The organism is Mucilaginibacter sp. OAE612, assembly GCF_041806395.1.
GTDB classification, from domain to species: Bacteria; Bacteroidota; Bacteroidia; order Sphingobacteriales; family Sphingobacteriaceae; genus Mucilaginibacter; species Mucilaginibacter rubeus.
In genome coordinates this window covers 6,280,484-6,295,636 of the sequence record NZ_JBGMUW010000001.1, presented here as the reverse complement: position 1 = coordinate 6,295,636, position 15,153 = coordinate 6,280,484, and the positions used below count along the sequence as shown (strand labels likewise).

The following is a 15,153-nucleotide window of genomic DNA, read 5'->3' as shown; positions in this document are numbered from 1 at the left end:
TTATCGATGGACCTATCGCCCATATGGCTCACATTAAAATTAGCAGGCATCACCACGCTTTTGCTACTGCTTATCGGGCTACCATTTGCCTGGTGGCTTTCAAGGGGAAAATCGTTTATCAAGATCATTTTCGAAGCAATTATTACTATGCCTTTGGTGTTGCCGCCATCGGTACTGGGCTTTTATCTGCTGCTGGCTTTTAGTCCGCAGCATGGTTTAGGGAAATGGCTGCATGACACTTTTGATGTACAACTGGTTTTTTCCTTTCCGGGGCTGATCCTGGCTTCGGTAATTTATAGTGTGCCTTTTATGGTGGGGCCGGTAAAATCCGCTCTGCAGCAATTGCCGGTTTCATTAGCCGAAGCGTCATACACATTGGGTAAAACCGAATGGCAAACGTTCAGGTATGTACTGCTGCCCAACATCAAACCATCATTATTAACCTCCGCGGTTTTAACCTTTGCCCATACGCTGGGTGAGTTTGGTGTTGTGTTGATGATTGGCGGCAATATCCCCGGTGTTACCCGTGTAGCTTCTATTGCGGTATATGATTCGGTAGAGAAGATGGACTATGCCTCGGCCAATAATTATTCGTTGATTTTATTCTCCATTACGTTCGTTTTGGTGATAGCTGTTTTTATATTCAATAAATACCAGGCGAAAGGTCCTTTAGCATGATCAGCGTAGATATTGAAATAAAACAGAAAGCCTATCATGGCGGGCAATTGCTGAAGATAAAACGGCAGTTTGTTTCCGGGAGCGTTACCAAAATTTGGGGGCCTTCGGGGTCCGGAAAAACTACATTGCTTAAAATGATAGCCGGTCTGTCATCGCCCCGAAAAGGGAAGATCATAGCGGACGGAATTACCTGGTTTGATGATGAACAACCGATCAATTTATCGCCGCAAAAAAGGCATATCGGCTTCGTATTTCAAAACTATGCCCTGTTCCCAAACATGACGGTGCAGCAACATCTGGAGTATGCCAGCAATGATACCGGCTGGATAAAACGCCTGCTGCAATTGGGACAACTGGATAATTTTACCACTCACAAGCCCGATCACTTATCCGGCGGGCAACAACAGCGGCTGGCCATTTTGAGGGCATTGGCTACCAAACCAAAGCTGCTTTTAATGGATGAACCGTTTTCGGCACTGGATAGCAAGATGAAAACTTTGCTGATTGCTGAACTTAAGCTTTTACTTAAGCAATTAGGGGTTACTACTATTGTAGTAAGTCATAATTTGCAGGAGCTGGAAGATTTTGAAGGGGAAGTGATGGATTTTGATGATGAGGTTTAAATCTCTTATAAATATTTTTCGACTTGCGCTCGTTTTTAACGAGTGCTTAATGTGGTTTGGCGTTTGCAACGCCATTTCCGGCGCTTACTTTACAAACGTAAGCCCATTTTAAGCACTCATCACAGATAAGCGCAAGTTGTAGGATTAACAACCAAAATCTTAATGATTATTTACTACTACTCTTATCCCCATCAGATATCGACTTGATGAGGCTACCCCATGCCAGCGGATTTAATAGTGGATTGGGTGTAAGCGAGTGCGAATTCAGTATGCTGGTGTGCATGGCCTGCGCATTGGCCGATTGTATTTCCTGGGCATCGCGGGGCAAAGTATTGTACAGGGCCGATAGGGTTGCCTTGCTGATATTTTTGCGGGCAATCTCCAAATCGTCATCAGCAAGTTTTATAGCCAGGAAATCTTTTTTAAACTCATCAGTGGTGGCCCATGGAAACACGTGAAATGTGGGCAGGTTGATGATCTGCGCTTTCAGGGATACCTGGGTAGTATAACTTTCATTTGGCAGATTGGACGGGATAACCACAGTAACCGGGGCATAGCCAACGCATGTAAATCGGAGGGTATCGCGCTCATGTACTACAAATGAAAAGTATCCCTTATAGTTAGATACGTTAATGATATTATGTGCCGAAGTATTGGTAATGGTTACATAAGGGATAGTGATCTTTACGCTATCGGCATTATGTGTAATACCGGTAAATTGCACAACAGGGCGGTCTTTGCTTTGTGCAAAAGCGCCTATTGAAACAAATAACAGCAGCAAACCAAATAAATATTTCATAAAACCATTAACTACTTAGCTCAACATATATTACGCTGCGAGCGCCAAAATAGTTTTTAAACTTCATCAAAAATAAGTCATATCCCCCAATTGAACCGGGGATTTAACAAATCTTAACAACTACCTTAAATTTTCGGGAAGCACGGCATTGGGGTCATCAATGTCCGTTAGGTTTATGGCCTCAATGGCAGTAATTTCGGGCACAGCTTTTTTAATAGCCTGCTCAATACCTGCTTTAAGGGTCATGATACTCATTGGGCATGATCCGCATGAACCCAACAGCTTTAATTTAACAACATTTTCAGGAGTTATCTCCTCAACAGAAACATTCCCCCCATCAGCCTCCAAATACGGACGGATAGTATCTAAAGCTGCTTCAACCTGATTTAATAAACTCATTTTTATTAATTTATAACGTTATGTAAAGTTATTAATTATTTACAATATTTTCTGCACTCAATGCTTTGGCATTTGATATGGCCACCTGCTGGGCAACACGCTCGGCCATTTTCACAAAAGCAGCGGTCATCGGGCCATCTTCTTCAAGCACCGTCGGCTTGCCGGCATCGCCCGAATCACTGATGCCTTTAATCAGCGGGATCTCGCCCAGGAACGGAACATCAAGTTGCGCCGCCAGTTTTTGGCCCCCTCCTTTACCAAATATGTAATACTTGTTTTCGGGCAGTTCGGCAGGTGTAAAGTACGACATGTTTTCAACCACCCCCAGTATAGGCACATTAATAGCCGGCATCATAAACATACCAATACCTTTTTTAGCATCGGCAAGGGCCACGTTTTGCGGCGTGGTAACAATTACAGCGCCCGTTACCGGGAAGCTTTGCGTTACCGTGATGTGAATATCGCCTGTACCCGGCGGCAGATCGATCACCAGGTAATCCAGCTCGCCCCAGTCGGCATCATTGAACAGTTGTTTTACAGCGGTAGATACCATCGGTCCGCGCCATGGCACCGGCTGATTAGGATCGGTAAAGAAACCTATCGACAGTAATTTGATCCCGTATTTTTCAATCGGTTCAATTCGGGTTTTGCCATCAACCTGGCTGGCCATTGGGCGGGCACCCTCCAGGCCAAACATAATGGGCACCGAAGGACCGTAAATATCAGCATCGATCATTCCCACCTTTGCGCCCGATTTTGCCAGGCCCAAAGCAAGGTTTGCCGCTACAGTTGATTTACCAACCCCGCCTTTGCCCGAAGCTACGGCAATAATATTTTTTACGCCCGGAACCCCGGTATTTTTTTGAGTAGTTACACGCGAGGTCATGTTGATATTGATAACGGCCTCTTTGCTTACAAAATGCAGGATAGCATTACGGCAGGCATTCTCAATCATGCCTTTAAGCGGGCAGGCCGGCGTAGTCAGGATCACCGAGAAGCTAACGTTGTTGCCATCAATATGAATATCCTGGATCATGTTGAGCGTTACCAGGTCTTTTTTTAGATCCGGCTCTTCAACATTGCCCAGTGCCTGTAAAACTTGTTCTTTAGTAATTGTCATAATATGAGGCAAATTTATGAAAACAGGTGGTTGATTAAGTTTATCAGGAAACAATTTGCAAAAACAACCGTTTGCAGGGGATAAGATTTAGTTTAGTTTTGGATAAAATTAACAAATGAAGCGCCTTAATCCTAAATATATACGCATAGCCGCATACATTCTCGTTCCCTTAATTCTTATTCTGCTTATCGGCGGATATGTTGCCTACTCAAAACGTGGAGCCCTGCTCGAAAAAGCCATTGACAAAGCTAAATTAAAAGCAAAGAGGGATTATAATTTAGATGTAAAAATAGGATCGGCAAAGTTTACGGGCCTCAGCACCGTTTCATTCTCGGATATCAGCATCGTACCGGATGGCCGCGATAGCTTGCTGAACATCAAAAATTTTGTGGTAAGTGTACGGATAATGCCCCTGGTGCTTGGTGAGGTAAAACTATCAGATGTGGTATTGCAGGATGGCTTCATTAGCCTTGTTAATAAAAACGGGGTTAAGAATTTCGATTTCCTTTTCAAAAAGAAAAAGGACTCGACAGCCACCGATGCCAAAGCCGATTTGAGCCACCTTGCCGATAACCTGATCAACCAGTTGCTTTATAAGATCCCGGATAACTTATCGCTCCATAATTTCAGGATCAGTTTTAAGAGCGACAGCGATCAACTTAAACTTTTAGCGCAAACAGCCCTAATCAAAGACGGGCAACTGAGCTCAACCATAAAAGTTAATGACGGGGAAGCCACCTGGCATTTCGCCGGCAAAATGCATCCGTCCGATAAGGATATCGACGTAATGCTTTATGCCGATGGCAAAAAAGTAGAGCTGCCTATCATCGAAAAGAAATTTAACCTGAAGCTTAATTTTGATACGCTGCAAACCAAACTTACAGAGGAGGATCACAGTAGCGGGGAAACCAGGATCTCGGGTTCATGGTCGGTTAAAAACCTGCTTATTCGCCATCCGGGCATTTCGTCTACTGATATTGTATTACCCGAGGCTGCTATTGATGCCGATGTTAAAGTAGGCACTAATTATATATCTATTGATAGTACTTCGCTTATCCATATTAAAAAATTAACGGCGCACCCATACGTTAAGTACACACTTAACCCGGTAAAAATTTATGAGCTGAAGCTCAATACCGGCTGGCTTAATGCGGCTGATATTTTCGATTCGTTTCCTACGGGGATGTTTGACGCCCTTGACGGCATCCAGGTTGCGGGCAAGCTGAATTACCACATGAATTTTTACATGGATTCATCAAAACCCGACGATTTGATATTTGACTCGGGCATGGATAAAGATAATTTCCGGATCCTGAAATTTGGACGTACCGATTTAACCAAGCTTAACAGCCCGTTTGTTTATACACCATATGAAAAGGGCAAACCAATGGCCCCGCACCTGATAGGCCCCGAAAACCCGGAATTTACGCCGCTGCAGCAAATTTCGCCCAATTTGAGAAACGCGGTAATGACAGCTGAAGATCCATCTTTTTACACCAATCATGGCTTTGTAATGGAGGCCATCCGTAAATCAATAGCTACCGATTTTAAAACAAAAAAATACAAACGCGGCGGCAGCGGTATATCACAGCAGCTGGTTAAAAACGCCTACCTGAGCCGGGAGAAAACCCTGTCGCGCAAAATAGAGGAGATCCTGATTGTATGGCTTATTGAAAATAACCGCATCATGACCAAAGACAGGATGCTGGAGGTTTACTTTAACATTATTGAATGGGGCCGTAATATTTACGGTATCGGCGAGGCTTCGCATTATTACTTTGGCAAATCGCCGTCTGAGCTTAGTTTGGGAGAAAGCATTTACCTGGCCAGCATTGTCCCCTACCCTAAAGGCGGTTTGTACGCCTTTCAGCCTGATGGCACCTTACGACCGGGACTGCATGGCTACTTTAACCTGATTGGTAAACTGATGGCTATGAAGGGTTATACCGCCCGGGATACCAATGCTTACGGATTTTACGAAGTGCGGTTAAGGGAAGGCCTGCGCCGTCAGATTGCCCCTGTTGATACTGCTACTGCCGATAGCCTTATGAAACAAGGCGGAGCAGATGACGATGGTATTTTACCAGTTGTTGAAGAGCCTGTAAAAAGGCCTAACTTTTTCCAGCGCCTTTTTGGTAAAAAAGATACCACCGAAGAAAAAGCCGAGGAAAAATTGAAACAAAAAGAACAAACAATAAAGGAGCAGCTCAAAGCCCAGATAGAAGCACTGAAAGCCGAATATAAACTCAAGATTGAAGCTGTTGATACCACCGGCGGCCGGACACGAAAAGAAGTACGGCAGGAAAAACGGCGGCTGAAGGACGAAGAACGGGAAAAGGAAAAAGAATTGAAAGATAAGATGCCATAAGTGAGCGTAAACGAGACGCAAAAACGGACGTTCTGCTTGGCAGAATGTCCGTTTTTGCGTCTTCCCCTTTTTGACGCAAGTCTCGTACGGCTGGCATGAGAGATGATGACTTGTGCTTTTTGGAAAAGTTAAAATTAATATGATACCTCAACCAGCAACGGTACAGTCCTAAAAGGTTTGCAGACTAATTCATATCTAAATATATCCGCGCATATATAGTCTGAGGCTACCCTTCCCTCTCTTTTTTACTTAAAATTAATTGCGAAGTAAGCGTATCACAAAAAAAATCTCATCGCAACAGAAACGTTGCACAGGCTATTTAAACTAATTTTTGCCCTCTTTAACACTGTGATGCAAGCGTATTAAATTATACATAATACACTATAAATCAATTAATTATGAACATTTTTCTTGATTGATCCGTTTAAATTACTGTAGATTTGTAATGCCAATTTTAAGCTACGCATAAACCTGCTTCATGGAAAACAGTAACGGTCGGGCGTATTTACCCTGACCAATGCTTTGATATTCTTAAGCAACAGTTAAATATTGTTACAAATATTAAATTGTTGCATAGGGGCTTATGTGATATTTTTTTGAATATCAATCAACTAATAAACAACTCAATGAAAATCAATTACCAATTAAAGCGGTTCGCAGTCCTCACCCTGCTCTCCACCGCTGCTTTTTACTCTTGTAAAAAGAATGTGAACAACAACGAAGCACCCAATCAAAAAACAAGCGGCACCGTAGCACGGGCCGCTAACGAAGTAGTGAATGCCTGGGTTACTACTGCCGATCAATCAAAGCTTTTACAGGCACAAGCCAGCTTTAATTTTGGTGCCGATGCCGGTACTAATGCAACAACTATTACAGTAGACGAAAACCAAACCTACCAGGGAATAGACGGTTTCGGCTTTACTTTAACCGGGGGCAGTGCCGGACTACTTAACGGCCTTGGCGCCAACCAAACCAATGTGCTTAACGAGCTTTTCGGCACAGCTAACGGCCAGATCGGGATCAGCTATATCCGGATCAGCATCGGTGCTTCCGATCTTAGCTCAAGCGATTTCACCTACAACCAAACCGCCGGCGATTTTAACATGAACAACTTCAGCATCAGCGCCGAAAACCAGGACCTGCTACCGATCCTGAAAAAGATCATCGCCATAAACCCATCTATCAAAATTATAGCTACCCCATGGACAGCCCCTACCTGGATGAAGGTAAACACCACGGGCAATAACGGCTACACAGGCGGCAGCCTCAATACAGCAGCAGGTTATTATGACGCCTATGCCCGATATTTTGTAAAATACCTGCAGGCCATGCAGGCACAGGGGATTACCATTGATGCCATTACCCCTCAAAATGAACCGCTTAACCCATACAATAACCCCAGTATGGTAATGCAGCCGAACGAGCAGGCCAATTTTATTAAAAACAACCTCGGCCCACAAATCAGGGCGGCAGGCTTTCAAACCAAGATCATTGCCTATGACCACAACACCGACAGGATTGATTATCCCGAAACCGTGTTAGCTGATGGCGGCGCTAACCCTTATGTTGACGGATCGGCCTTTCACCTGTATGCGGGCAATATCAGCTCACTAACTGATGTGCACAACGCCTATCCCAACAAAAACGTTTATTTCACCGAGCAATGGGTTGGCGCACCAAGCAATTTTGGCGGCGATCTGTCATGGCATGTTAATACACTCATTATTGGTGCTACCCGCAACTGGAGCCGCAATGTTTTGGAATGGAACCTGGCCTCCGACCCAAACAACAACCCGCATACACCGGGCGGCTGCAGTACCTGTTTGGGAGGTATCACTGTTAGCGGTACTTCTATCACCCGAAATGTTGGCTATTACATTATCGGTCATGCATCGCGGTTTATACGCCCGGGCGCTGTGCGGATTTCTTCCAATTTATCGGGCAGTATCCAAAACGTGGCCTTCAAAAATTCTGACGGCAGCAAAGTACTTATCGCCCTTAACAATGGCTCATCAAGCGTAAGCTTTAAAGTTAAATGGGGCGCGGAATCTTTTACTTACACTTTAGCGGCGGGCGCTGTAGCAACCTTTAAATGGACCGGCACCCAAAGTTCAGCATCAGGCCCGCCCATAGGTTCAATAATTACCTTTAAAGGCTTTAATAACCTGTACGTAAGCAGCGAAAACGGCACGCAGGCCATGAATTGCAACCGGTCTACCGCCTCAGCATGGGAACAATTTACCGTTGTTGATGCCGGTGGGGGCAAAATAGCTTTGATGGCCATGAATAAATACGTATCGTCAGAAAACGGGACACAGGCCATAACCTGCAACCGCACAACTTTTGGCGACTGGGAAAAATTTGACTGGATCCCCACAACCGATGGCAAGGTTACCCTCCGCGGCAATAACGGCAAATTTATATCCAGCGAGAACGGTACACAACCCATGACCTGCACCCGTGCAACGGCGTCAGGCTGGGAGGCTTTTGGTGTAAACCAGTAATTACCTGCAAAACCAATTAATTATTCACCAATACTATCATTATGAAACAACTTTTAAATTTTGCGAAGAGTGCCGCTACTGCATCGGCATTAATGCTTTTAATTTCGTCCTGCAGCAAGGACTTGAACAGACCATCACCTTCCATTAAAACAAACGATGAAAAAACAGGCAGTTCAAGCACCACACCAAGAGCAGGCACATTGCTTTGGAGCGACGAATTTAACGGCACCAGCGTTAACACCGCCAACTGGAACATTGATAACGGCAACCCCGGCGTTAATAACGAAAAGGAATATTACCAGTCGGCAAACGCCACGGTATCAGGCGGTTTCCTTACCATTACTGCCCGCAAGCAATCCGTTGGAGGCCAGCCTTATACATCGGCCAAACTGACTACAGCAGGTAAATTCCAGCCTACCTATGGTCGTATTGAGGCAAGCATTAAGCTGCCGGCAGTACAAGGTACATGGCCCGCCTTCTGGATGCTGGGCGCAAACATCGGTACGGTAAACTGGCCGCAATGCGGCGAAATTGACATTATGGAGCAGGTAAACACCTCCAATACCATCTTGGGCACTATGCACTGGTACAACAACGGCGGCCACGTACAATATGGCGGCAGTACCACCACAACGCCAACAGGTTTCCATACCTACGCGGTTGAGTGGGATACCAATTCTATTCGCTGGTATGTGGATAATACGCTGTATGTAACCGGTAATATTGCCAATAATATCAACAATACCGGCGCATTTCATAATCCGTTCTTTATTATCCTTAACCTGGCCATCGGCGGCGATTTGCCCGGTAATACCATTAACGATGGCGCCTTACCTTGCAACATGGTGATTGATTATGTACGGGTTTATGACCTGTCGGGCAGCAGTACAAACCCTCCTATTGGTCAAACTATCACTTTAAAAGGTTTTAATAACCAATATGTTAGCAGCGAAAATGGCACACAAGCCATGAATTGTAACCGTGCTACTGCATCAGCATGGGAGCAATTTACTGTAGTTGATGCCGGGGGCGGTAAAGTTGCTCTTCAGGCGATGGGTAAATACGTATCAAGCGAAAACGGTACACAAGCCATTACCTGTAACCGTACTACTATAGGCGACTGGGAAAAATTTGACTGGGTGCCTACCACCGATGGTAAAATTACATTCAGGGGCAACAACGGCAAGTTTATTTCCAGCGAAAATGGTACGCAACCTATGACCTGTAACCGTGCAACGGCATCGGGCTGGGAAGCTTTTGGCGTAAACCAATAATTTAAAATGATATATTTAGCCTGCTCTTTTTAAAAGGGCAGGCTTACTTGCTATATAAACCTGCCATGAAAAAATTTACCGGCTTTTGCTTTCTGTGGTTAATAATAGGCCTGCGTACATTATATGCCCAATCGGGCAGAAACAAATTGGAGTTTAATCTTACCGATAGCTATCAGAAAGAGAATTTTCACTGGTCGATAGCCGGCAATAGCAATGGTCAAAGCCCCAATGTTTTTTCGGAACTGAAATGGACAAAGCTGAGCGGGCAAAGCATTGCTGCTTCTTTACAATATAATGTATATCAACGATTTAACATTTATGCAGATTACGCCCGGCAGTTTATCACCTCGGGCTCGGTAAATGATTCGGACTATAGCACCGATAACCGTACCGGTAATACCTATAATGAAACATTTGATGCTGGCAAGGGGAGCACACAGGGTTGGGCGCTTGGTGCAGGTTACAAATTAGTTGATAATGAACAATTTAGCTTTATACCTTACGCAGGATACAGCGATAACCGGCAATCCCTTTATTTATATGGTAGTGGTAACCGCTTTCCGAACTTGAACAGCAGCTACCAAACTAAATGGAAAGGCGTATTCATCAAAGCCCTTGCATCTTTAAAACTCACTGAAAAGCTGAAGGTTAATGCCGATATCACCTACAACCAGGTAGGTTATAATGCCCAGGGCAACTGGAACCTCATCACCACTTTTCAGCACCCGGTTAGCTACCGGCACCATGCTAATGGATATGGGTTAAATATGAGCGGCGCGTTGGCGTATTCAATCACAAATCACGTAGCTATCCAGGCTGGTGGTGGATACCTGCACTGGCAAACAGGTAATGGTACCGATGAACTTTATCTCAACAGCGGCGAGGTGGATAAAACACAGATGAACGGTGCGTATAGAAATGGCTTTAGGGTGTTTGGGGGAATAACATTCAATTTATAAGTGTTCCACGTGGCACATTGAAGCGATGACCAATTGGGATAGTCATTTAATTTGAACAGCCTATATCCCGTCCTTAAGTGAGGCACTTACAAGGTAGTAATTTTCGAAGATGATATCAACGCCAACCGGATTAGCATTAAATTATAAAATATTTTCCAAAAAAGTTTTCTTTCAATCGAGCATAAACCATAAGAAATTATAAATATAAAATATTTACAGTCAAATATTTATGAATAAAAACCCGCAATTCTATTCTTAAAAAGAGGCATATTCATCAATAATTAATCAAGGATTAAATATATTATTAACTATTGTGAAATATGAATTTTATAATATAAGTTTGCGCCAACTTAAACATTATAATAAATATGAAAAAAAACCTAAATCTCAAGCTGTTAATTACCTGCTCTGCGATTGCGATCACTTCAACCTTCACCAGCTGCAAGAAAAACGATTTTAGCCTTAATCAATCCACTAAACCTAAAAAACTAACAACTCAATCAGCAGGTGATCCCCTATATGATTTGTTGGGTTTTGGCTACGATGTGACCGGTGAATATGCAAGTTCAAACTCAACCACCTATCAGGTTGTAGATATTGCAAAAATTGCACAGGCAGAATCAAACAGGGTCGTGACCGACTTAAATGTTACACAATACTCAGAGTCTCATTCGGGTTCAACTGCAGAAGATTATTCACAAAACCTTTCGTATTCTACTGGTGCATCCTTAACAGTGGGCGCATTTAGTGGTACAGTTAGTGAAAAGTTTCATGAATTCAGTTCCTTATCTTCGAAGTATTCATATGCAGACGCCTCATTAATAATCAGACAAAAACGGCTAAGATTTGATGCTCCATTAAGCCTGATAAAGTCAACTTATTTAACTCCTGTATTTAAATCTGATGTGAATAGCATGACTCCTCAGCAGCTTGTTACTAAGTATGGTACACACGTTTTAACAGATATTATTTTAGGTGCTAAATTGAGTTTATATTATCGTTCTCAAACCACCATTAAAGACAGAGCCTTGTCTGTAAAAGCAGGTGCAGAAGCTAAAGGTTTATTTGGAATTTTTGGAGCATCTACTAATATATCTTACCAAGATTCGCTGATAAATTCAAATTTTGATCAAACAATATATTATGAAACAGTCGGAGGCGATGGTACTAAGGGGCTATTCGGCGAAATTGTGCTGGATAATTCAGCTCCAAAAATCAGCATAGCAAACTGGCAAAGTAGCTGTACTCGAGAAAATGCTGCTTTTATTCAATTGGGTAACAGTGCAACAAACATAATTCTGTTATCCGATCTTATTGATGATCCTGCTAAAAGTACTGCGGTTAAAAACTATATTGACCAATATTTAGCAAACAAACATGTTCATTTATCAAATACGCTGGCAACCGTTAAGTCGAACGCCTTTTACAATGTGTATTTAAGATTAAATGGTACAAATTACGTTTCGAGCACCTCTGGTAGCGGTACTGTCAATTGTCAGTTCACTGCCGCACCTTTTGAAAAAATGTTGTTTGCAAAACAAAGTGACGGAACTTACACTATTGAATCAAATGCATTTGCTGGCTTGTTCTTAAGAATGGATGGCTCAGGTGTACCAACCGGCCCTCAGGGTGGAGGCATTGTAAATCTTCAAAATTCAGTTGGTCCGTATGAAAAATTCAATGTAATAAAACAGAGTGATGGTACATATGTTATCCAATCAGTGGCCTTTCCTGGCACTTACTTAAGAATGGACGGTACAGGCGTTACTTCCGTTTTGGCAAACGGTGGCGGAAAAATTAATTGCACGAAACAAGCCCCTGGTCCGTGGGAAAAGTTTGTTATAAAACCAGATTTATACTAATTCTCTATTTGGAAACTACTTAAAATTCAATTCCTAATAAAAAGGCGGCGTTAGAGAAATCTTTAATGACGCCTTTTTTATTAAAACTTAACTGCCTTTCTATATCATCAATTACCATCCTTCTGCTTATCAGCAGCTTCCTTAGCTGCTTTTTCCTTTTGCTTTTGGGCTTCTTTCGCTGCTTTTTCCTTATCCTCTTTAATCTTCTCCTGGGCTTTTTTAATGCTGTCCTGCCTTTGTTGTTCACGCTTCTTCTTCTTGTTAAAGAAACCTCTTAACAAAAAGTTATGCTGGGCCGCGGTAAGGTCCTCATTAAGCGTATTGGTTGTAGTATGGACTGTTTTGATAGTAGTACGGGCCTGTTTAACAGTGCCTTCCAGGTCGCGCGCCATTTTGTCGCTGTTCAACAGGCGGCCAATACTGCCCTGCCCATTATTAATCTTGGCGACTATGCCGGTTAAATTTTCGGTTAATGATTCGGCGTTATCGGCCACGCGGGTAAGGTTATTAATGATCTTGTCTACGTCGACCGGGTTTATCGAACTTAAACGGCCGCCATCTTCAATCTCCTCGTGGCTAACAATACCGCCGGGTGCAATTACCACCAGCTTATCCCCCATCAAACCATCACTGCCTATGCTCAGCTTCGAATCTTTTTTTATAAACTTTTTAACGCTTTTATTCAGTGTAAGGTCCACCCGTACCGAGCTATCGGTCACGATATTAATAGATTGTACCACTCCCACATTAATACCCGCGAAGCGTACATTATTACCTACCTGCAGGCCGCTCACATTTTTAAACCGTCCATAAACATGAAAGGTAGAATTGAACAGGCTTTTTTGGTTACCTATTAAAAAAATAGCTACCAACAGCACTGCCAATCCTAAAAAGGTGAACAGGCCTATTTTTATTTTTTGAGATGATGTGGTTTTCATGCTGATACGTTAAAAAATGATCTGACCATTTCGTTGTCTGATTTTTCGAGCTCTTTGTACGAGCCCTCGGCTATATATTTACCATCATCCATTACCAGGATCCGGTCGGCCGTAATGCGGGCACATTCCATGTCGTGGGTAATGATGACAGATGATATTTCATACTTCCGTTGCAGCCGGTTAATCAGTTCACTGATCTCGCGGGATGTTATGGGATCAAGCCCGGTAGTGGGCTCGTCATACAACATAATTTCGGGGTTAACGATCAGTGTACGGGCCAGTCCTACCCTTTTCCGCATCCCGCCCGACAGATCTGACGGCATTTTATCTATGGCATCGAGCAAACCAACTGCATCCAGTACACCTTCAACCTTTTTATTAATTTCTTTCTGGTCTTTGAGCTTCAATACCCTGGTAAGCGGAAACTCCAGGTTATCCCTTACCGTCATGGAATCATACAAGGCACCGCCCTGAAAAAGGAAGCCTATCTTTATCCTAAGCTGTTTAAGCTCATCATCGTCCATCGTGGTAATATCTTCACCAAATACTTCCAGGCTGCCGCCATCGGGCTGTAACATACCTACAACGCACTGAATAGTAACCGATTTTCCCTGCCCTGATTTCCCCAGTACAACGATATTTTCACCCTTTTTTAAGTCAAAACTGATATCCTTAAGCACCTGCTTTTTACCAAAGGATTTTTTGATCCCCTTAGCGCGGATCACCACTTCTTTTTTTTGAGCTGATAGTTCCTTTTCGTCTTCAGTATGTTGGTTTGTTTCTTTCATCTCATTTATAAAATAACAAACTGGTGATCTGAACGGCTATCGCATCAATAATAAAAATCCACAACGAGGCAGTTACCACGGCCGAGTTTGCAGCTATGCCTACACTTTCAGTGCCTTTATCAGAGTGATAACCTTTATAACATCCCACAAAACCAACCGCAAACCCAAAAAGCACCGTTTTGGCAACTGCAGGCAGCAGATCCGAAAAATCGAGCGAGGCTATACATTTATTGAAATAGAGGGAAAAACTAATGCTATCGGTGAAGTTGAGCGCCAGGAAACCACCAAAAAGCCCAATAGCATCGCCTATAACGGTTAATAGCGGAATCATAAAGCTGGTTGCCAGTATGCGCGTTACTACCAGGTATTGGACGGGGTTTGCACCTGATACTTCCATAGCATCAATCTGTTCGGTAACTTTCATACTGCCCAGCTCGGCGCCAATACTCGATGCTATTTTGCCGGCACAGATAATAGCCGTAATAACAGGCCCAATTTCGCGCACAAGGGCTACCGAAAGGGTTTTAGGCAACATGCTTTCGGCGCCGAGATCTACCAGCGACGGTCTGAGCTGCAAAATAAGCACCAGGCCCATAATAAAGGAGGTAATGCCCACCAGCATCATAGACCGGTAGCCTATTTCATAGCATTGCCTTACAAACTCCGACCATTCAAAGCCGCCGGTAAATATATTGCGGAAAAAACGTGAGAAGAACACCACATAGTCGCCTATGCCTTCCAGCCATTTTCTCCATCCGCTTAGTTCCTGCTGTGCTTCCATCAGTGAATCTTAAATAATTGTAAACAACAACAAAGCAATGCTCAATTGTTTTTGAACTTT

13 protein-coding genes are annotated in these 15,153 nt (G+C 43.4%); 7 read left to right on the top strand and 6 right to left on the bottom strand.

The genetic code is table 11. The features are described from left to right. Positions 1-6: 6 nt before the first annotated feature. On the top strand, positions 7-678 hold the full coding sequence (modB, locus tag ABID99_RS26340) for a molybdate ABC transporter permease subunit (RefSeq protein WP_373615602.1): 672 nt from the start codon (positions 7-9) through the stop codon (positions 676-678). Further along, positions 675-1,301 carry an ATP-binding cassette domain-containing protein gene (locus ABID99_RS26335; protein ID WP_373615601.1) on the top strand — a complete coding sequence of 209 codons (627 nt, stop codon included), beginning with the start codon at positions 675-677 and terminating at the stop codon, positions 1,299-1,301. Before modB ends, ABID99_RS26335 begins: the two co-directional genes overlap by 4 nt. 166 nt (positions 1,302-1,467) lie before the next feature. Here the strand turns inward: ABID99_RS26335 and ABID99_RS26330 are convergent, their stop codons facing one another. From ABID99_RS26330 to ABID99_RS26320, 3 genes are all read right to left on the bottom strand, one after another. Next, a complete protein-coding gene (locus ABID99_RS26330; protein WP_373615600.1) occupies positions 1,468-2,100 on the bottom strand; it encodes a hypothetical protein in 633 nt (210 codons plus the stop codon). A 120-nt stretch (positions 2,101-2,220) separates the two neighbouring features. Further along, positions 2,221-2,499 carry a NifU family protein gene (locus ABID99_RS26325; RefSeq protein WP_090532767.1) on the bottom strand — a complete coding sequence of 93 codons (279 nt, stop codon included), beginning with the start codon at positions 2,497-2,499 and terminating at the stop codon, positions 2,221-2,223. A 31-nt stretch (positions 2,500-2,530) separates the two neighbouring features. Next, positions 2,531-3,619 (bottom strand): Mrp/NBP35 family ATP-binding protein, encoded by a 1,089-nt coding sequence (locus tag ABID99_RS26320; RefSeq protein ID WP_373615599.1) that lies wholly within the window; start codon positions 3,617-3,619, stop codon positions 2,531-2,533. A gap of 115 nt (positions 3,620-3,734) precedes the next feature. Here ABID99_RS26320 and ABID99_RS26315 point away from each other — a divergent pair, with 115 nt between their 5' ends. From ABID99_RS26315 to ABID99_RS26295, 5 genes are all read left to right on the top strand, one after another. Next, positions 3,735-5,987: a transglycosylase domain-containing protein gene (locus ABID99_RS26315; RefSeq protein ID WP_373615598.1), complete on the top strand. Its 2,253-nt coding sequence runs from the start codon at positions 3,735-3,737 to the stop codon at positions 5,985-5,987. Between the two features lie 626 nt (positions 5,988-6,613). Beyond that, positions 6,614-8,491: a glycoside hydrolase family 30 beta sandwich domain-containing protein gene (locus tag ABID99_RS26310; protein ID WP_373615597.1), complete on the top strand. Its 1,878-nt coding sequence runs from the start codon at positions 6,614-6,616 to the stop codon at positions 8,489-8,491. A 41-nt stretch (positions 8,492-8,532) separates the two neighbouring features. Then, complete coding sequence (locus ABID99_RS26305) at positions 8,533-9,765, top strand: family 16 glycosylhydrolase (protein WP_373615596.1); 1,233 nt, start codon at positions 8,533-8,535, stop codon at positions 9,763-9,765. A gap of 65 nt (positions 9,766-9,830) precedes the next feature. Next, the gene (locus tag ABID99_RS26300) at positions 9,831-10,724 is read left to right on the top strand and encodes a hypothetical protein (protein ID WP_373615595.1); all 894 of its coding nucleotides are present in this window, start codon (positions 9,831-9,833) and stop codon (positions 10,722-10,724) included. A 368-nt stretch (positions 10,725-11,092) separates the two neighbouring features. After that, entirely contained in the window at positions 11,093-12,586 is a 1,494-nt protein-coding gene (locus ABID99_RS26295; RefSeq protein WP_188833763.1) for an MAC/perforin domain-containing protein, read from the top strand. Between the two features lie 107 nt (positions 12,587-12,693). On the opposite strand, the gene ABID99_RS26290 is transcribed toward ABID99_RS26295, so the two are convergent. From ABID99_RS26290 to ABID99_RS26280, 3 genes are read right to left on the bottom strand one after another with little or no spacing between them, the layout of a single operon-like run. After that, positions 12,694-13,524, bottom strand: a complete 831-nt coding sequence (locus ABID99_RS26290; protein ID WP_373615594.1) for an MlaD family protein — start codon at positions 13,522-13,524, stop codon at positions 12,694-12,696. Next, entirely contained in the window at positions 13,521-14,312 is a 792-nt protein-coding gene (locus ABID99_RS26285; protein WP_090532752.1) for an ABC transporter ATP-binding protein, read from the bottom strand. The genes ABID99_RS26290 and ABID99_RS26285 overlap by 4 nt, the downstream gene beginning before the upstream one ends. A gap of 1 nt (position 14,313) precedes the next feature. Beyond that, the gene (locus ABID99_RS26280) at positions 14,314-15,093 is read right to left on the bottom strand and encodes an ABC transporter permease (RefSeq protein WP_090532750.1); all 780 of its coding nucleotides are present in this window, start codon (positions 15,091-15,093) and stop codon (positions 14,314-14,316) included. Between the last annotated feature and the right edge of the window lie 60 nt (positions 15,094-15,153).